22 protein-coding genes and 1 tRNA gene are annotated in these 17118 nt (G+C 73.6%); 15 read left to right on the forward strand and 8 right to left on the reverse strand.

The genetic code is table 11. From position 1 onward, the window contains the following. Nucleotides 1-65 precede the first annotated feature (65 nt). Genes ACGFIM_RS10375 through ACGFIM_RS10385 form a run of 3 tightly spaced genes read left to right on the forward strand, consistent with a single transcriptional unit; the run spans nt 66 to nt 2979 of the window. On the forward strand, nt 66-1166 hold the full coding sequence (locus ACGFIM_RS10375) for a FecCD family ABC transporter permease (protein WP_393197713.1): 1101 nt from the start codon (nt 66-68) through the stop codon (nt 1164-1166). Next, complete coding sequence (locus tag ACGFIM_RS10380; protein WP_393197716.1) at nt 1163-2170, forward strand: FecCD family ABC transporter permease; 1008 nt, start codon at nt 1163-1165, stop codon at nt 2168-2170. Before ACGFIM_RS10375 ends, ACGFIM_RS10380 begins: the two co-directional genes overlap by 4 nt. After that, complete coding sequence (locus ACGFIM_RS10385) at nt 2170-2979, forward strand: ABC transporter ATP-binding protein (protein WP_393197719.1); 810 nt, start codon at nt 2170-2172, stop codon at nt 2977-2979. The genes ACGFIM_RS10380 and ACGFIM_RS10385 overlap by 1 nt, the downstream gene beginning before the upstream one ends. A gap of 10 nt (nt 2980-2989) precedes the next feature. On the opposite strand, the gene ACGFIM_RS10390 is transcribed toward ACGFIM_RS10385, so the two are convergent. Continuing rightward, on the reverse strand, nt 2990-4246 hold the full coding sequence (locus ACGFIM_RS10390) for an ArgE/DapE family deacylase (RefSeq protein WP_393197722.1): 1257 nt from the start codon (nt 4244-4246) through the stop codon (nt 2990-2992). Nucleotides 4247-4321: 75 nt separating this feature from the next. Here ACGFIM_RS10390 and ACGFIM_RS10395 point away from each other — a divergent pair, with 75 nt between their 5' ends. After that, nucleotides 4322-4642 carry a co-chaperone GroES gene (locus tag ACGFIM_RS10395; protein ID WP_364055646.1) on the forward strand — a complete coding sequence of 107 codons (321 nt, stop codon included), beginning with the start codon at nt 4322-4324 and terminating at the stop codon, nt 4640-4642. A gap of 41 nt (nt 4643-4683) precedes the next feature. On the opposite strand, the gene ACGFIM_RS10400 is transcribed toward ACGFIM_RS10395, so the two are convergent. Further along, complete coding sequence (locus ACGFIM_RS10400; RefSeq protein WP_393197725.1) at nt 4684-5625, reverse strand: hypothetical protein; 942 nt, start codon at nt 5623-5625, stop codon at nt 4684-4686. A gap of 106 nt (nt 5626-5731) precedes the next feature. Beyond that, the gene (locus ACGFIM_RS10405) at nt 5732-6196 is read right to left on the reverse strand and encodes a TIGR02611 family protein (RefSeq protein WP_393197728.1); all 465 of its coding nucleotides are present in this window, start codon (nt 6194-6196) and stop codon (nt 5732-5734) included. Between the two features lie 147 nt (nt 6197-6343). Between ACGFIM_RS10405 and ACGFIM_RS10410 the strand changes: the two genes are divergently transcribed. The 3 genes from ACGFIM_RS10410 to ACGFIM_RS10420 all read left to right on the forward strand — a co-directional run bounded on the left by ACGFIM_RS10410 (nt 6344) and on the right by ACGFIM_RS10420 (nt 8267). Continuing rightward, on the forward strand, nt 6344-7255 hold the full coding sequence (locus tag ACGFIM_RS10410) for a phosphotriesterase (protein WP_393197731.1): 912 nt from the start codon (nt 6344-6346) through the stop codon (nt 7253-7255). A gap of 20 nt (nt 7256-7275) precedes the next feature. Then, on the forward strand, nt 7276-7500 hold the full coding sequence (locus tag ACGFIM_RS10415) for a pyridoxamine 5'-phosphate oxidase family protein (RefSeq protein ID WP_393197734.1): 225 nt from the start codon (nt 7276-7278) through the stop codon (nt 7498-7500). Between the two features lie 182 nt (nt 7501-7682). Further along, complete coding sequence (locus ACGFIM_RS10420) at nt 7683-8267, forward strand: AAA family ATPase (protein ID WP_393197737.1); 585 nt, start codon at nt 7683-7685, stop codon at nt 8265-8267. Here the strand turns inward: ACGFIM_RS10420 and ACGFIM_RS10425 are convergent. Next, the gene (locus ACGFIM_RS10425; protein ID WP_393197740.1) at nt 8221-8445 is read right to left on the reverse strand and encodes a hypothetical protein; all 225 of its coding nucleotides are present in this window, start codon (nt 8443-8445) and stop codon (nt 8221-8223) included. The two genes, ACGFIM_RS10420 and ACGFIM_RS10425, sit on opposite strands and share 47 nt — an antisense overlap. A gap of 87 nt (nt 8446-8532) precedes the next feature. Here ACGFIM_RS10425 and ACGFIM_RS10430 point away from each other — a divergent pair, with 87 nt between their 5' ends. Together ACGFIM_RS10430 and ACGFIM_RS10435 are read left to right on the forward strand one after the other, a co-directional pair. Next, nucleotides 8533-8820 carry a hypothetical protein gene (locus ACGFIM_RS10430; RefSeq protein WP_393197743.1) on the forward strand — a complete coding sequence of 96 codons (288 nt, stop codon included), beginning with the start codon at nt 8533-8535 and terminating at the stop codon, nt 8818-8820. Further along, nucleotides 8778-9008, forward strand: coding sequence for a hypothetical protein (locus ACGFIM_RS10435; RefSeq protein ID WP_393197746.1), 231 nt, complete (start codon nt 8778-8780; stop codon nt 9006-9008). The genes ACGFIM_RS10430 and ACGFIM_RS10435 overlap by 43 nt, the downstream gene beginning before the upstream one ends. Here ACGFIM_RS10435 and ACGFIM_RS10440 read toward each other — a convergent pair. Continuing rightward, nucleotides 8971-9750 carry a putative hydro-lyase gene (locus tag ACGFIM_RS10440; RefSeq protein ID WP_393197749.1) on the reverse strand — a complete coding sequence of 260 codons (780 nt, stop codon included), beginning with the start codon at nt 9748-9750 and terminating at the stop codon, nt 8971-8973. The genes ACGFIM_RS10435 and ACGFIM_RS10440 overlap by 38 nt on opposite strands. Before the next feature lie 113 nt (nt 9751-9863). Here ACGFIM_RS10440 and ACGFIM_RS10445 point away from each other — a divergent pair, with 113 nt between their 5' ends. From ACGFIM_RS10445 to ACGFIM_RS10455, 3 genes are read left to right on the forward strand one after another with little or no spacing between them, the layout of a single operon-like run. Then, entirely contained in the window at nt 9864-10931 is a 1068-nt protein-coding gene (locus tag ACGFIM_RS10445) for an AAA family ATPase (RefSeq protein WP_393197752.1), read from the forward strand. 58 nt (nt 10932-10989) lie between these two features. Beyond that, nucleotides 10990-12105 carry a VWA-like domain-containing protein gene (locus tag ACGFIM_RS10450; protein WP_393197755.1) on the forward strand — a complete coding sequence of 372 codons (1116 nt, stop codon included), beginning with the start codon at nt 10990-10992 and terminating at the stop codon, nt 12103-12105. Next, nucleotides 12102-12818, forward strand: a complete 717-nt coding sequence (locus tag ACGFIM_RS10455; RefSeq protein ID WP_393197758.1) for a hypothetical protein — start codon at nt 12102-12104, stop codon at nt 12816-12818. Before ACGFIM_RS10450 ends, ACGFIM_RS10455 begins: the two co-directional genes overlap by 4 nt. Nucleotides 12819-13022: 204 nt before the next feature. Here the strand turns inward: ACGFIM_RS10455 and ACGFIM_RS10460 are convergent, their stop codons facing one another. After that, nucleotides 13023-13262 carry a hypothetical protein gene (locus ACGFIM_RS10460; RefSeq protein ID WP_393197761.1) on the reverse strand — a complete coding sequence of 80 codons (240 nt, stop codon included), beginning with the start codon at nt 13260-13262 and terminating at the stop codon, nt 13023-13025. After that, nucleotides 13259-13477, reverse strand: coding sequence for a DUF6158 family protein (locus ACGFIM_RS10465; RefSeq protein WP_393197764.1), 219 nt, complete (start codon nt 13475-13477; stop codon nt 13259-13261). Before ACGFIM_RS10465 ends, ACGFIM_RS10460 begins: the two co-directional genes overlap by 4 nt. A 104-nt stretch (nt 13478-13581) precedes the next feature. Here ACGFIM_RS10465 and ACGFIM_RS10470 point away from each other — a divergent pair, with 104 nt between their 5' ends. From ACGFIM_RS10470 to ACGFIM_RS10480, 3 genes are all read left to right on the forward strand, one after another. After that, nucleotides 13582-14514, forward strand: coding sequence for a LysR family transcriptional regulator (locus tag ACGFIM_RS10470; RefSeq protein WP_393197767.1), 933 nt, complete (start codon nt 13582-13584; stop codon nt 14512-14514). A gap of 509 nt (nt 14515-15023) precedes the next feature. Continuing rightward, nucleotides 15024-15100: transfer RNA gene (locus tag ACGFIM_RS10475), tRNA-Ile, on the forward strand. A gap of 481 nt (nt 15101-15581) precedes the next feature. After that, a complete protein-coding gene (locus ACGFIM_RS10480; RefSeq protein WP_393197770.1) occupies nt 15582-16514 on the forward strand; it encodes an NAD-dependent epimerase/dehydratase family protein in 933 nt (310 codons plus the stop codon). Nucleotides 16515-16663: 149 nt separating this feature from the next. Here ACGFIM_RS10480 and ACGFIM_RS10485 read toward each other — a convergent pair whose 3' ends face one another. After that, on the reverse strand, nt 16664-17107 hold the full coding sequence (locus ACGFIM_RS10485) for an SRPBCC family protein (protein ID WP_393197773.1): 444 nt from the start codon (nt 17105-17107) through the stop codon (nt 16664-16666). Between the last annotated feature and the right edge of the window lie 11 nt (nt 17108-17118).

Below are 17118 nucleotides of genomic sequence, written 5' to 3' on the forward strand. Positions count from 1 at the left end.
TTGTCTGATTGCTGGACCATTAGATTAGCCTTGCCTAAGTTTGACGTACGACGAGAGGGGGTCGGGTGCGCCCGGCTGAGGGAACGGCCGACGCCGCGCAGGCGGCGGGCCAGGCCGTGAGCGAACCCGTCGCAGGCACCGGCGGTGCCTCCGGCGGCGCGGCCAAGCGGCGGCCTCCTGTGCTGGTCGCGGGGCTGGTGGCGACGCTCGGGCTGCTGGTCCTCGTCGCGCTGGCCAGCGTGGCGCTGGGCGCGCGGCCGGTGTCGTTCGGCACGGTGATCGACGCCTTCATCGCCCCGGACGGCTCCAGCGACCACACGGTCATCCGGGAGCTGCGCGTCCCCCGCACGCTGCTCGGCCTCGGCGTCGGCGCGACGCTCGGGCTGGCCGGCGCGCTCATGCAGAGCCTGACCCGCAACCCGCTCGCCGACCCCGGCCTGCTGGGCATCAACGAGGGCGCGGCGCTCGGCGTCACGCTGGCGCTCGGCCTGTTCGGGCTCGGCGACCCCGCCGTCTACGTCTGGTTCGCCTTCGGCGGCGCGGCGCTGGCCTCGATCATCGTGTACGCGCTGGCCTCCTCGGGCCGCTCGGGATCGAGCCCGGTACGCCTGGCCCTGGCCGGCGTGGCCTTCGGCATGGTGTGCACCGCGATCTCGTCGGCCATCCTGCGCATGGACTCCGAGACGTTCGACCGCATGCGGTTCTGGCTGACCGGCTCGCTGGCCGGGCAGACGGCCGGCACGCTGGTGCGGCTCGCGCCGTTCATGGCCGCCGGGCTGCTGCTCGGCCTGCTGCTGGCCAGGCCGCTCAACATGCTCGCGCTCGGCGACGACGCGGGCAAGGCGCTCGGCGTGGCGGTCGGCCGCACGCGGATCCTCACCGGCGTGGCGGTCACGCTGCTGTGCGGGGCGGCCACCGCCGCCGCGGGGCCGCTGTGGTTCGTCGGGCTGATCGTGCCGCACGCGGTGCGCGCCGCCGTGGGGCCCGACCAGCGGTGGGTGCTGCCGTACTCGGCGCTGGCCGCGCCCGTGCTGCTGCTCGGCGCGGACGTGATCGGGCGGCTCATCGCCCGGCCGGGCGAGGTGCAGGTGGGCATCGTGTGGGCGGTGATCGGCGCGCCGATCTTCATCCTCATAGCCAGGCGGAAGCGGGTGGCGGCGCTGTGAACGTCCGCGTCGGATCCTGGTCCGTACGGCTCGCGCCCCGCGCGCTGCTCGTCACCATCGTCCTCATCGTCATCGGCTGTGCGGTGAGCGTGGCCGCGCTGGCCACGGGCGAGTTCACCGTGCCGGTGTCCGACATCATCGACGCGCTGTTCGGCCAGGGCACGCCGGTCGCCGAACTGATCGTCAGCAAGCTGCGCGCCCCGCGCGTGGTGACCGGCCTGCTGGTCGGGGCCGCGTTCGGGCTGAGCGGCGCCATCTTCCAGAGCCTGACCAGGAACCCGCTCGGCAGCCCCGACTTCATCGGCTTCACCGCGGGCGCCTCGACCGGCGGCATCGTCGCCGTGGTCGCGGGCGGCTCCGCCATGGTGGTCGCGGGCGGCGCGCTGCTCGGCTGCGTGGCGACGGCCGCGCTGGTGTACCTGCTCGCCTACCGCGGCGGCGTGGCGGGCTACCGGCTCGTCCTGGTCGGCATCGGGGCCAACGCGCTGCTGCTCGCCGTCAACTCGTACCTGCTGACCAGGGCGAACATCAACGACGCGGCCACCGCCGCCGCCTGGCTGACCGGCAGCCTCAGCGGGCGCGGCTGGGACCACGCGGTGCCCGTCGCGCTGGCGCTGGCCGTGCTGGTACCGCTGTGCGCGGCGATCTCGCGGCCGATGCGCATGATCGAGATGGGCGACGACGCGGCCAGGGCCATGGGCATCAGGGTCGAGGCGGTCCGCGCGGCGGCCATCGCGGCCGGGGTGCTGCTGTCCGGCGTGGCCACGGCCGCCGCGGGCCCGGTCGCCTTCGTCGCGCTGGCCTCGCCCCAGCTCGCCCGGCGGCTCACCCGCTCGCCCGGCGTCACCATGGCGTCGTCCGCGCTGATGGGCGCCGTGCTGCTGACCGCCGCCGACCTGGCCGCGCAGCGGCTGCTCGCCCCCACCCAGCTTCCCGTCGGCGTGCTGACCGCCGCGATCGGCGGCACGTACCTCGTCCTGCTCCTGCGAAAGGACCGCCACTGATGGTCTCCTCCCGCCTGTCCGGCACCGGCCTCACCCTCGCCTACGATCAGCGCGTCGTGGCCACCGACCTGAGCGTGACCATTCCCGACGCGTCCTTCACCGTGATCATCGGCCCCAACGCGTGCGGCAAGTCCACGCTGCTGCGCGCGCTGGCGCGGATGCTGAAGCCGAAGGCCGGGGCCGTGCACCTGGACGGGAGCGTGATCACCTCGCTGCCGTCGAAGGAGGTGGCGCGGCGGCTCGGCCTGCTGCCGCAGAGCTCGATCGTGCCGGACGGCATCACCGTGGCCGACCTGGTGGCCCGCGGCCGCTACCCGCACCAGAAGCTGATGCGGCAGTGGTCGAAGGCCGACGAGGCGGCGGTGGCCGAGGCCATGCGCGCCACCGACGTGGCGGGGCTGGCCGACCGGATCGTGGACGAGCTGTCGGGCGGGCAGCGGCAGCGGGTGTGGCTGGCCATGGCCCTCGCGCAGGAGACGCCGATCCTGCTGCTGGACGAGCCGACCACGTACCTGGACATCTCCCATCAGATCGAGGTGCTCGACCTGTGCGCCGACCTGCACGAGGCGGGCCGGACCATGGTGGCGGTGCTGCACGACCTCAACCAGGCGTGCAGGTACGCCACCCACCTCATCGTCATGCGCGACGGCAAGGTCGTCGCGGCGGGCGACCCGGCCGAGATCGTCACCCCTGAGCTGGTGCAGCGGGTGTTCGACCTGCGGTGCGAGATCATCCAGGACCCGCAGACCGGCACCCCGCTCATCGTCCCCGAGGCGCGCCGCCGGGTCGCCGCCGCCGCCACCGCCTGACCGGTCGCGCTCAGCGGGCTGCGCAGCGGCGGACCGCGAGCAGCGCCATCGCGCGGGTCACCTCCAGCATCTCGCTCAGCCGCACCTGCTCCCTGGGGGCGTGCGCGAAGCGGACGTCGCCGGGGCCGTAGTGCAGGGTCGGGATGCCGCCCGCCGCGTACAGGCGCAGGTCGCTCCCGTACGGCGCGGCGGTCTCGGCCGGGGTCGCGCCCGTGACGGCGGTCACCGCGTCGCGCACCTGGCCGAGCAGCTCGTGCCCGGCGGGCAGCCGGCCGCTGGCGAACTGCCCGCCCGGCCAGGTGATCTTCGGCGGGTTGGCCCGCAGCCAGGGGTCGGACACCTCGGCGATCGCCGACTCGAACTCGGCCCGCGCCTGCGCCGGGTCCTCGTCCAGCCGCACCCCGAGCCGTCCTTCGGCGACCAGCAGGTCGGGCACGGTGCTCGCCCAGTCGCCCGCGCGGACCGTGCCGACCTCGATCGGGTACGGCAGCCTGTTGTCGCCGAACAGCTCGGGCACGTCGCGGTTGCGTTCGGCCTCCAGCCGCCTGATCGCCGCGAACACCGGCCAGAACGCCTCGATCGCGTTGACGCCCTCGTTCCTGGTGGCGCCGTGCGCGGCCCGGCCGGCGATCTCGATACGGAACGTCAGCGCCCCCGCGTTGGCGGTGATCACCGCGCCCGAGGTGGGCTCGGTGATGACCGCGGCGTCGGCGGTGTGCCCCCTGGCCAGGGTGGCGAACGCGCCGAGCCCGCCGTCCTCCTCGCTGATCACGCAGTGTACGGCCAGCGGCCTGGCCAGCTTGACGCCGGCGCGGTGGATCGCGCGGGCCACCGCCAGGTTGGCCACCAGTCCCGCCTTCATGTCGCAGGCGCCCCGGCCGTGCAGCACGTCGCCGGTGATGCGGGCGGCGAACGGGTCGCTGCCCGCCCACTTGGCCAGGTCGCCGGTCGGCACCACGTCCACATGGCCTTGGAGCGCCAGGGCGGGCGGTCCCTCGCCGCCGGGGGTGACGGCGACGACGCCGTACCCCTCGCTCCTCGGCGCCTCGGTGCCGGGGAAGCCGGGGCGGGCGGTCAGGTCGGGCAGATCGAGCTTCCAGACGTCCACGTCCATGCCGGCCTCGGTGAGCAGGCGGGCGACGCGGTGCTGCAGCTCGGACTCGGCGTCGGTGCCGGTCACGCTGGGGACCTTGACGGTCTCCACCAGCAGGTTCACGGTCTCGGGCTCATCGATGGCATCGAGGACCCGGGCTTCCACGTCGTGCATGGAGCACACCTTCTCACGGGTGCGCGGGCCGCCGTCCTGGAGCCCGGCGCGTCCGCCTGCTCGTAAACTGAAGCCGTGGAAGAGCCCAAGTTCGAGATTCAGATGCTGCACGACCGCGTGATGATCAAGATGGAGCCGGAGGCCGAAGAGCGGCGCAGCGGCTCCGGGATCGTCATCCCCGCGACGGTCAAGATGGCCAACCGCCTGGCCTGGGGCGAGGTCTGCGGCGTCGGCACGAACGTGCGCTCGGTCAAGGTCGGCGACAAGGTGCTGTTCAACCCGGAGGATCAGTTCGAGGTGGAGATCCACGCGCAGGTCTACCTCGTGATGCGCGAGCGCGACCTGCACGCGGTGGCCACCCAGGAGACCGATCACGGCACCGGCCTCTACCTCTGATCAGCGTCCGTCCCCTCGCTCCCCCGTGACTCGCACGCTCCCTACGACTCCCGCGGCTTCGCCCGCGTGAAGGAGAGCCACAGGTCCGAGTCCCACGTCGCGGCCGGCACCCCGGCCAGCACCCGCGTCACCTTCCCGCTGAAGTCGATCACCGCCAGCCGGCGGGTGTTCCCCTGCGTCATGACGGCGATGAGATGGCTCTCGTCCCACCAGCCGAACACCGCCTCAGGCCGTGCCGGCACCCTGCGCGCGATCGTGCCGGTGGCCGCGTCGACCAGGCAGATCGGCTCCGTGAAGCGGGCCGGGCACCAGGTGGCCAGCCGCCGGCCCGACGGCGAGTAGGCGTCCTCGGGCCCGGTCGGCAGGCCGGCGCCGGCGTACGTGCGCAGCACCGCCCCGTCCGACGGACGGTAGACGCGCAGGCCGGTGCCGTGGCGCGCGACCAGGTTCCCGTCGGGGCTCCACCAGAAGCCCGCCTTGGGGCTGAGCCCGGAGATCCGCACCGTGCGCGCCTGCCGGGCGGCGACGTCCACCACCGTGAAGCCGAGCACCTGCCAGGCGCCGCGCACCTTCTGCTCGACGGTCAGCGCGACCCGCTTGCCGTCGCGCGACCAGGAGGCGTAGGAGGCGGTCAGCGGCCGCTTCACGGTGCGGATCGTGGTGGTGCGGCCGGTGGCGCGGTCGGTGACGACCAGGGCGTCGTAGCCGGACCGGTACGCGGCCGGCACCCCGGCCGTCAGGGAGCCGCCCGGCGCGACCGACACCTCCGACAGGCTCTTCTCCCAGGTGAACGCGTTGCCCGCGGGCGTGCGCAGGTAGGTGCGCTTGGTGCCGAGGCCGTAGGCCGCAAGGCGGACGGGGTCGCCCTTCTGCTCGCGGTAGGTCATGCCGTTCGTGCCCGGCAGCCGCAGGTCGGCGGTGCTCTGAGCGGCAGGTGCGGCGGAGACGAATAAGGCCAGTGCGGCGGCGAGGTGAGCGATCACGTCCCGCAGACTAGACAGGCCGATCGGCGGATTTCCGCAGCGATACCGATCGGGTCTGGGCCGTTTCGGGGGTTACGGCCTCTCCGATCCAGGTCCCGCTGCGGGTCTATCGGGCCGCGACGAAGCTCAGGCCGAGCTTGATGATGTCGATCCCGACCGTGCGCAGCCCCGCGTAGACGATGACCGCGGCGCAGGCCACGGTGACGATCAGCACCAGGATCCGGACGATCCAGCCCTGCCGCTTGTACCACTCCGTCCAGGCGTGCAGCGTGCGCTTGCCGAACTCCAGCAGCTTGCGCGCCCAATGGAACTCCGTGGACAGCACCGCGAGCCCCGCGAACACGACCAGCCAGCCGGGCCCGGGGAACGGCACCATGATCAGCCCGCCGACCACCATGACGGTCCCGACCAGGCCGACCACGATCTTCAGCGTGAGGGCGCCCGTGCGGGTGGCCCTGATGCCGTCCAGCCAGCCGTGCAGGCCCCTGCGGCGTGCGGGCATGCTGGAGCGGGCGGCCGCCTCGCCCTTCACCACGTCGGCGTCGCCGGTACCGGAGTCTCGTACCTGCACACATCCCCCTGCTGTCGGTGTGACCCCAGGATACGGCCCGGCATTCGCGGCCACTTGCAGACGACTAGCAAGGCATTGAAACGCCATCTTCCGTAAAATTTCCTGCTCACGGAGGAAATGGCAGGCAAACATCGGTTAATGTCTGCTATGCCCGATGTTCTGCTCCGTACCGTCACCGGCCCTGTACGCGCGGACGCCATCGACGGCGCCGTGCTCCCCCACGAGCACCTGCGCAACGACATGCGCTGGGCGGTCGGCATCGACTCCGACCCGCACCGGTGGCTCGACGAGGAGCAGACCGTCGCCGCCGAGCTGCGCGAGCTCCGCCTGTCCGGGCGGCTCGGCCTCGTCGTGGACCTCACCTGCATCGGCATGGGCCGCGACGCCGCCGCGCTGGCCCGCATCGCCGCGGCGAGCCGCGTCCCGGTGATCGCCTCCACCGGCCTGTACGCCGAGCCGTTCGCCGACGCCCGCGACGCCGACGTGGACAAGCTCACCGCCCGCCTCATGGAGGAGATCCTCAGCGGCCTGGACGGCACCGGCGTCTTCCCCGGAGTGATCGGCGAGGTCGGCTGCTGGGGCGCCGAGCCCACCGCGTTCGAGGAGCGCTGCCTCATCGCCGCCGCCCGCGCGTCCCTGCGCACCCGGCTGCCGGTCGCCACGCACGGCAGGAACGCCTTCGCGCTGCTGGAGATCCTGCTCGGTCAGAACCTGCCCGCCTCCCGCGTGGCCGTCGGCTACGAGGGCGGCGACCTCGGCACGGCCAGGAAGATCGCCGAGGCGGGGGCGTACGTCTCGCTCGGCTCGCTCGACCGCGGCGCAGACGAGGCGGCGCGGATCGCGCTCGGCCTCATCGAGGACGGCCACGCCGGCCGCCTGCTGCTCAGCACCGGCCTCAGCCGGGTCGCCCAGGTGCGCCGCTACGACGGCGCCGGTTACGCCGACCTGTTCGACGCGCTGCTGCCGCGCCTGCGCGAGGCGGGCGTGGGCGACGAGGTGATCCGGTCGATCACCCGCGACAACCCGCTGCGCTGGCTCACCGAGGGCCTCGCCTCCTGACCCGGCGGCGCGCCCGCCCGATGCGCCTGCTGCGAGGCCGCGCCCGGACCGCCGTTCTCCGCCTCGCCACGGTCACCCCCGGCGGGCAGGTACAGAACAACCCGGTCGGCTTCTTCGTCGACGCCGGGACCGGCACGATCACCATCGGCGGGCACGCGATGGGTAGGTCGAAGAAGATCGCGAACGTGCGGCAGGGCAGCACGGTCGCGCTCGTGGTGGACGACCTGGCCTCCGTGGACCCGTAGGTGGCGCGCGGGATCGAGATCAGAGGCACCGCGCAGGCGCTGACGGACGTGGACCCGCCGCTCCCGTTCTTCTCCGCGAGGTCATCAGGATCACCCCGTCCAAGATCATTTCCTGGGGCCTGAACGGCGACCGGCACAGCCGCGCCGTCTGACGCGCGGCGCGCACCGCGTACGTTGATCGCATGACGACGGTATGGGTGATCAGCGGGCCGCCGGGCGCGGGCAAGTCGACGGTGGCGGCGGAACTGCTCGCCCGGCTCGATCCGGTGCCCGCGCTGCTCGACAAGGACACCGTGTACGGCGACTTCGCCGCCGCGGTGCTGCGCGCCCACGGCCGCCCCGACGGCGAGCGCGAGGGCCCCTGGTACGACGAGCACATCAAGCGTCACGAGTACGCGGGCCTGACGAGGGTCGCCCGGCAGATCCGCGGCCACGGCTGCCCGGTGGCGCTGGACGGCCCGTTCACCACGCAGGTGCACGACGCGGCCTGCTGGGAGCGGTGGGTGGCGGAGCTGGGCGGGCCGCCGGTGCGGCTGCTGTGGGTGCGCTCGGACGGGCCGACGCTGCGCGAGCGGCTGGTGGCCAGGGGTCTTTCGCGCGATGCGGGCAAGCTCGCCGCCTTCGGCGACTACCTGCGCAACATCCGGGTGGACGAGCCGCCCGCCGTACCGCATCTGGAGATCGACAACCGGCCGGGCGCGCCGCCGATCGGCGAGCAGCTCACGGCGGCGGGTATACCGCCGCGAGCACGTCCGGCAGCCGGCTGACGAGCCGCATGAAGCGGCCCTCTTCGCAGCCGACGCCGGGCTGGTTGGCGAGCTGCTGCGAGACGACCCCGGCGATGAGGGACGAGGCGAGGTCGAGCCCTTCCGGCCCGGCGGCGCCGGGGTGCGGCTCGCCGCGCTCGACGGCCTGCCCGATCAGCGTGCGAAAGTGCTCGTGCACGGCCTGCGCGGGCGCTGACCGTCGCCGGCGCGAACGCCCACAACCTCAGGAACGTCACCGTGCACCTGCCGCTCGGCGTGCACCGCCGTGACCGGGGTGGCCGGCTCGGGTAAGAGCACGCTGGTCCGCAAGGAGCTGGTCGAGCGGCACCCCGAGACGATCCTCATCGACCAGTCGCCCATCGCCGCCTCGTCCCGCTCCACGCCCGCCACCTACCTCGGCGCCATGGACCCGCTGCGCCGGATGTTCGCCGAGGCCCACGGGGTGCCGGCCGGGCTGTTCAGCTTCAACTCGGCGGGAGCCTGCCCGGGCTGCCGGGCACGGCACGGCTGGTGCAGCTGCTCGACCGGCTGGTGGACGCGGGCAACACGGTGATCGTGGTCGAGCACGACCTCGACGTGGTCAAGCACGCGGACTGGGTGATCGACATGGGGCCGGAGGCGGGGCGGCTCGGCGGCGAGGCGGTGTTCGAGGGCACGCCGGCCGAGCTGTGCTCGGCCTCCACCTACACGGCGAAGTATCTCGTCAGGTCACTCGATAGCGGTCGTCCCGGACGTCCATGATCGCCATGTGGCCGGGCAGATGGCCGATCGCGTACTTGACGCCGCCGGCCAGCACCGCCTGCTGCGGCGTCACCCCGCACGCCCAGAACAGCGGCACCTCGCCCTCCCGCACCTCCACCGGGTCTCCGTAGTCGGGCGCGCCCAGGTCGCGGATGCCGATGGCGTCCGGGTCGCCGATGTGCACGGGCGCGCCGTGCACCCTCGGGTAGCGGCCGCTCACCTCGACGGCGGTCGCCACCAGCTTCTCCGGCACCGGCCGCATCGACACCACCAGCGGCCCCTCCAGCCGGCCGGTCGGCTCGCAGGGGATGGACGTGACGTACATGGGCACGTTCGTCCCCGCCTCCAGATGCCGCACCGGCACCCCGGCGGCCAGCAGCGCCCGTTCGAACGTGAAGCTGCAGCCGATGAGGAACGGCACCAGATCCTCCCGCCACTCCTCCACCACCTCGTCCAGGTCGGCCACCGCCCTGCCGTCGCGGTAGAGGCGGTAGCCGGGCAGGTCCGTCCGCAGGTCGCCGGAGAACAGCTCCGTCGAGTACGCGCCCGGCTCGCCCACGTCGAGCACCGGGCACGCCTGCGGGTTGCGGTGGGCGAACAGCAGCAGGTCGTAGCGCAGCTCGCTGGGCACGGCGATGAGGTTGGCCTGCGTCCAGCCCCGGCACCAGCCGGCGGTCGGGGCCCGCTCGCCGGAACGGAACCGCTCCCGCGCCTGCGCGGGGGTGAGATCGGCGACGTCCATTTCTCGACAGTAGAAGCGCGTCCCGCCCCGGTCCACCATCGCGGGCTTGACATCTCCGTGTCCGTCAACCTAAGTTGACCCTCATAGGGGGTCAACTTAAGTTGACGCCCGTCGTGGACAGGGGGTTGTGCTTCGTGGACGCGTTGTCCATCGCCGTCACGGCGAACCTGCCCGTGCTGCTGTGGGGCGCGCCGGGCACCGGGAAGACCTCGGCCGTGCTGGCGCTCGGCGAACGGCTCGGGCTGCCGGCCGAGGTCGTCGTCGGCTCGATCAGGGAACCGAGCGACTTCGCCGGGCTGCCCGTGCTGCGGGACGGGCGCACGTGGTTCGCGCCGCCCCGCTGGGCCGAACGGCTCGCCGAATCCGGCACCGGCATCCTGTTCCTCGACGAGCTGACCACCGCGCCGCCCGCCGTGCAGGCCGCGATGCTGCGGGTCGTGCTCGAACGGGCCGTCGGCGACCTGACGCTGCCCGGCTCCGTCCGCATCGTCGCCGCCGCCAACCCGCCCGAGCAGGCCGCCGACGGATGGGACCTGTCGGCGCCGCTGGCCAACCGGCTGATCCACCTCGACTGGACGGTCAGCGCCGCCTCGGTCGCCGACGGGTTCACCGGCGGGTTCCCCGCTCCGTCCCTTCCGGGCTTCGGCTCCTCCGCCGATGTGCACCGGGCGCGGGCGCTGGTGGGCGCCTTCCTCCGGGTACGGCCCGAGCTGGTGCTGTCCGTCCCCGGCGGGCCCGCCCGAGCCTGGCCCAGCCCCCGCACGTGGGAGCTGGCCGCCATCGCGCTCGCGCACACGGCCGACGCGCCCGCCGAGGTGCGGGCCGAGCTGGTGGTCGGCGCGGTCGGGGAGGCCGCCGGGTACGAGCTGCTGTCCTGGCTGCGCGACCTCGACCTGCCCGACCCCGAGACCCTGCTCGCCGACCCCGACGCCCCGCTGCCCTCCCGCGTGGACCGGGTGCACGCCGTGCTCGGCTCGGTCGTCGCGCACGTCGCCGCCGATGGAGGCGCGGACACGTGGGAACGCGCCTGGACGCTGATCGCCCGGGTCGCCCGCCGCACCCCCGACGTGGCGGCCACCGCGGCCCGCTCGCTCGCCGCCCGCCGGCCGCGCGGCGCCGCCCTGCCGGAGACGGTGCTCGGCCTCGCCCCGATCCTCCGCTCCGCCGGCCTGCTGCCATGACCGGCCGCGAGCGAGAGAGCCCCGAACGGCTCGCCGCGACCTCCGGAGGACTGCTGCCATGACCGTCCACGACAGGGAAGTCGCCGAGCGGTTCGCGGCGGCGCGGCTGTGGGCGGCGGCGCGGGCGCCGTACCTGACCTCGGCGCTCTTCGCGCTCCGGCCGCTCGTCCACGACGCCGCCCCGCCCCGGCCCGCGGCCGACGAGCACGGGAACGTGCACCTCGACCCCGCCGCCCTGCCGCCCGTGCCCGAGCTGGGCTGGTGGCTCCTCCACCACGTCGGCCACCTGCTGCGGGACCACCACTCCCGCGCCCCGGACGACACCTCGATCCGCTGGGCTCAGGCCGCGGACGCCGAGATCAACGACGACCTCGGCCGTCCGGACGCCGTTCCCGCCGGCGCGATCACCCCGCACGCGCTGGGCCTGCCGGACGGTCTGCTCGCCGAGCGCTACGCCGAGCTGATCGACCTCATCGACGTCCCGCCCGGCCTGGCGCCCTGCGCGCCGCCGCCCTTCACCGGCCCCGAGGCGATGACCTCCCTGGAACGCGAGCTGCTGGCCAGGGCCGTCGCCGCCGAGATCGCGGCCAGGGGCACCGCTCCCGGCGGCTGGCGGCGCTGGGCCGAGGCCGTGCTGCGTCCCGAGGTGGACTGGCCGGCGCTGCTGGCCCATCACGTCAGGAGGGGCCTTGCGCAGGCGTCCGGCCGGGTCGACTACAGCCACCGCCGCCCGTCCAGACGCGCCGCCGCGACACCGTCGATCGTCCTGCCCGCTCTCGTACGCCCGCTCCCCCGGGTCGCGGTGCTGGTCGACACGTCCGGCAGCGTGACCCGTACGGCGCTGGAGCGGGCGCTCGCCGAACTGGACGGCATCCTCCGCGCGGCCGGCAACCGCTGGATCGACGTGACCTGCTGCGACACGCAGGCCTATCCGGCGCAGCGGGTGCGGTCGGCGGCCCAGGTCGAGCTGACCGGCGGGGGCGGCGCGGACCTGCGCGCCGGCTTCGCGGCCGCCGCGCCCCGCGCCGACCTGCTCATCGTGCTCACCGACGGCGGCACCCCGTGGCCCGCCCGGCGGCCGCGCGCCCGGGTGGTGGTCTGCCTGTTCGGCGACGGCCACGAGGCCCCGCCGTGGGCGAGCACCGTACGCGTGACGGAAAGGAAGGGCGCATGACGGACCGCATGACGAACCGCATGACGGACCGCATGACGGGCAGGGACACGCGGCGGTGGCGGGCCGCCGGGTTCGGACCGGAGGAGGCGGCGGCCTGGCGCGAGGCGGGCGTGACCGACCCGAGCGACGCCCGCCTGTGGGCCACCGCCTCCGCCACTCCCGAGACCGTCGCGACCTGGCAGCACGCCGGGATGACCCCGGCCGAGGCCGTGCGCTGGCACGAGCTCGGCGTCGCCCCGCACGACGCGGCCCGCAGGCACCTCGCCGGCGAGCGCCCGCACCGCATCTCCCTGCCGGCCCGCCTGGCCGGGCGCCTGGCCGTTCCCGAGCCCGAACCGCCCGGCGCGGCCGTCACGGAGTCGCTGCGCAGGCTGCTGCGCGCGGGAGTGCCGGCGGCGGTCGCCCGCACGTACGCCGATGCGGGCTGGGACGGCGACGAGGCCGCCGAGTGGGCGCGGCGGCGCGTGGACCAGGGGGACGCGCGGCTGTTCAGGGCGCTCGGCTTCACCGCCGCCGAGGCCGCCGCGCTCGGACGTCCCGCGCTGGAGGTCATGGCGGCGTGGTGGGGGGTGGTCCCGCTGCACGAGGTGGCCGCCTGGTGTGCGGCCGGGCTGACACCGGAGGAGGCAGCCGCACAGCGGGCGGCGGGTGTCACGGCGGAGCGGGCAGGCGTGCTCAGAGCACTGTCGCCGCTCACCAGCGACTCGCTCTGAAGGCCCGCTCTGAAGGCCTCCTCTGAAGGCCTCCTCTGAAGGCCCCCTCTGAAGGCCCCCTCTGAAGGCCCCCTCTGAAGGCCCGCTGTGTCCGAGGGCCCGCTCTGAAGGTGTGGCAGGACGCTGTCACCGGCCAGTGGCGGCCCCGCCATGGGCCTGGCCGGCACTGTCCACGTGGGCCGGTTGGCGAGGCGGGGATGGCGTTCAGTACTCGACTTCGAAGGTGTGCGGCCCCAACCCGTAGCGGTCGTGGCCCTGCGGCACCACGTACCCGTGCTCCATCAACGTCCCAAGGCTCTCCCGCACCTCCTCCTCGCTCAGCCCCGACGCGTGCGTCAGCCGGTCGAGCCGCGCGCCACCGGACTCGACGACCTGGGCGGCGACGGCCTCGTAGAGGTAGATGTCGACGTCCGACAGCACCTGGACGTCGTGCCCGTCGGTCATGATCGTTGCCTCGCTCCTTCCCTCAGCCTGGCCGGGTCGACCTCCCTGTCGGGGAAACGGCGCAGGTACTCGGCCTCGAGCTCGTTGGTGCGCGTGGTGTGGTGGGCGAGGGCGTCGTCGGATCCGTGGAAGAAGGTGTCGCTCCTGGTGGCGTGGAGCTGGCGCAGCTCGCGTACGACGTCCTCGTCGCTCAGCTGAACCGGGTCAATTCCCATCGTCGTCATGCGAACCCCCTACCCAGGAACGTTCGGACAACATCTGTCACATTTCCTGACAATTAGGCATTGTCTGTAAGATGTCGTCGCTTTACCTTCCCGTTATGGACCTCGAGCTAAGGCACCTCAGGATCGTCCGCGCGGTCGCGGACGCGGGAAGTGTGAGTAAGGCCGCCTCCCTGCTCGGGCTGGCACAACCGGCCCTGACCGCGCAGCTCAAGCGCATCGAGAGGGCGCTCGGCGGCGCCCTCTTCGAGCGTGATCGCCACGGCGCCAGGCCCACCCGCCTCGGCGAACTCGTGCTCGCCCGCGCGCGCGTGCTTCTCCCCGCAGCCAAGGAACTGCAGGACGAAGCCGTACGCTTCGCTCAGGCCCCCTCACCCGGCTTCCGCATAGGCGCCACCAACGGCCCGATCCTGGGCGGTCTGGTCCACCGCCTCGCGGCCGAGCGGAAGGTCAGCACGTACACGTCGTGGTCGGCGTACGAGCTGAACAGCATGGTCGAGCTCGGCCGCCTCGACTACGTGCTCACGGGCGCCTGCGGTGACTCCGGCACCCCCACGGGCACGCTCCTCTGGGAGACCATCAGCATCGACCCCGTGTTCTGCCTGGTCTCCGAGGATCATCCGGCCGCGCGGGAGAAAGAGGTGTCGCTGGCCGACCTCGCCGACGAGCAGTGGGCGGTGACGCCGGGCGACGGCTGCTTCGCCGACTGCTTCGCCATGGCGTGCGCGCGGGCGGGGTTCACGCCGGGGACGATCTACGAGACCGACGTGGCCACCTGCACCCACCTCGCCCAGGTCGGCCGGGCCGTCGTCCTGTGCCAGGCCACTCACCAGGCCGCCCCCGGCCTGGTCATGGTGCCGCTGGAGGGGGTTCCGCTGCGCTGGCGGCAACTCCTCGGCCGCCACCCCACCGCCCCCGAGGCCGAGTGGGTCATCTCGCAGGCCAAGCAGGCGCACCAGGACGCCGTACGCCGCAGCCCCGTCTACTCCGACTGGCTCGTACGCAACCCCGGCTACGGCACCACCCCCTAGCACCCCGTCCGCGTCAGAGGGCCACACAACCGGCCCACCGGTTGATCAGCCGGGAAGGCCGAGCCCGGTCTCCTGGGGCCGGAGTCCGGCACCCCGCCGCTCAAGGCGCTCGGCCGCTTGAGGCCGCAGGTCGACCGCCCGCATCGGGCCGCAGATCGGCGCTCGGCCGTTCGAGGCCGGAGGCTGGTGCCCGGTCGCATGAGGCCGGAGGCCAGTGCCGACGAGAGGCCGCGGCGGCCGCCGTACCCGGTCTCGGTCCCGCTCTGACCGGCTCCTACCGCCCCGTCCCCCGCTCACCCCACCCCGACCAGCCACGCATGGCGCTACGCCGACGGAGAATATGATCGTCTGGCACTCCACCAAGCCCGGCAGACGTGGAATGATGTCGGCGGAGCCCGTTTCTCCCGCCCGGCCCGGCACCACGACCGGATCCGATGCTCTAGCCTTGGTTAGCGCCAGGCCACGGCAAGATCCTTCTCGCCGCGCCGCACGCGACACAACTTCATCCAGGGGCGGTAGCTCAGCCGGTCAGAGCATCGGACTCATAATCCGTGGGTCGTGGGTTCAAGTCCCACCCGCCCTACCACGCTGACCAGCGGCGGGGCACCCAGCCGCGCTTCTGCGTCCCCACCGGACGCAGCCCGGAACCCGAACGGGGACCGGGCGTCCGAGACCCGGCGCGGAACACACGCGGAATGGATCTCGAGGGCAGTTGGCGGCCTCGCCGCCGCTTGCCGCTGCTTGCGAGGTGCGCAGGCCGGCCGCCCTGCCTGGCCGAAGGCCAGCGTACAGGGGAGCGTAGCCCGCGGCAGCAGTCCACACCCCGGCCAGAGAGGGCAGTCGGCGGTGGTCGCCACGGCATCCGGCGAAGCCGTACCGCACTTGGCGGCCGTCCGGCCGTTCGGCGATGATCTCCGTCATGACATGCCGGTGGCACGAGAACCTGTCGTCAAGCTGCGCAGAGCCCGGAGGTGTGACATGAACGTCCTCGTCCCGCACGACGCCGGGGGGTTCCGGATCGGTATCGGAGTGGCGAGGCCGCGCGTGCCGTCCCGGGGGGTGGGCGCGTGAACGTGCTGGTCGCCGGCGCGACGGGCACGCTCGGGTCGGTCCTGGTACGGCGGCTGCTCGCGGCCGGTCACCAGGTGTGCGGCATCACGAGATCCGAGGCGGGCGCCAGGAGGCTCGCCGCCGCGGGGGCCACCGCCGTCGTCGCGGACGTGATGGACCGCGACGCGCTCCTCACCGCGCTCGACGGGCTGCACGCGGACGCGGTCATCCACCAGGCCACCGCGATCAGGGGGCTGCCGCTCTTCCACCGCGCCCTGTACGCGACCGACGCCCTGCGCGAGCGCGGCACCGCGCACCTCGTCGAGGCCGCCGGGCTCGTCGGCGCCCGCAGGTTCCTCACGCAGTCGTTCTTCCTCGGGTACGGCTACCGCGATCACGGCGACGAGCCGGTGACCGAGGAACGCCCGTTCGCCGAGCCCGGTCAGGGAGCCTTCGACCCGCACATGCGCTCGATGCGCGCCAACGAGGAGCAGGTGTTCGCGATCGGCGGCATCTCCCTGCGCTACGGCATGTTCTACGGCCCGGAGCCGACGACGTGGCGCCTGATGCGGATGGCCAGGAGGCGGCTGCTTCCGGTTCCGCGTCCCGCGAGCACGGTCTCGCTCGTCCACATCGAGGACGCGGCCGGCGCGACGGTGGCGGCCCTGGAGCGCGGCAGGCCGGGCCGGGCCTACAACGTCGCCGACGACCATCCGGTCAGATTCGACGAGTACGTCAGGGAGGTGGCGAGGGCGGCCGGCGGTGCCGCCCCGCCGGCGGTGCCGGGGTGGCTGCTGCGCGCCACGCCGTACATGCACGCCCTCATGGTGGGGACGCGGCTGCGGCTGAGCACCGCCCTGGCGAAGGAGGAGCTCGGGTGGACGCCCGCCTACCCGTCCTGCCGGGAAGGGCTGGCCGGCCTCGAACGGAACGGGCGCCCCGCCCGATGAGCCCGCCGCGCCGGCCGTCCCGGCGTGCGAGGTGCCCCCGGGTCGCGGCGCGGGTGGACTCGAATCCCGGCTGAGGAAGCGGTACGAGGGCCGGGGGCCGGCGGGCCTGGCCGCGTCCACCGCCGGCCCTTCGCCCACTTGTGACCGGCTCAGGTGAGGGTGGCCGCGCGGGCGGCGAGGATGCCGGCGCGGGCGAGCTGGACCTGGCGGGCCTTGCGGGCGGCGTACCAGAGCACCGGGGTCAGGGTGGCGTGCACCGTCAGCACGTCCTCCACCTCGGTGCCCGCGCCGTCGGGGGTCAGCCGGAACCGGTAGACGAGCCGCACGCCGCCGGGGCTGTCCACCTCGCCCTCGACGGTGTCCTCGGTGGTGCGCAGCGTCACCTCGATCAGGTTGTCGTACGTGATGAAGCCGAGGAAGCGGAAGCGCTCCACCGACACGTACCGGGTCAGGCCCGGCTCCTTGCGCACGTCGCGGACCGCCACCACGAGCGGTGACAGGCCGATGTAGCTCGACGGCTCGCTGAGATGCGCGAGCACCGCGGGCGGCGGGGCGGGGACGTGGAAGACGTTGCTGAACGTCGTACTGGGCATGGTTCTCCTCT

The organism is Nonomuraea sp. NPDC049309 (genome assembly GCF_043196965.1).
Taxonomy (GTDB): Bacteria; Actinomycetota; Actinomycetes; order Streptosporangiales; family Streptosporangiaceae; genus Nonomuraea; species Nonomuraea fastidiosa.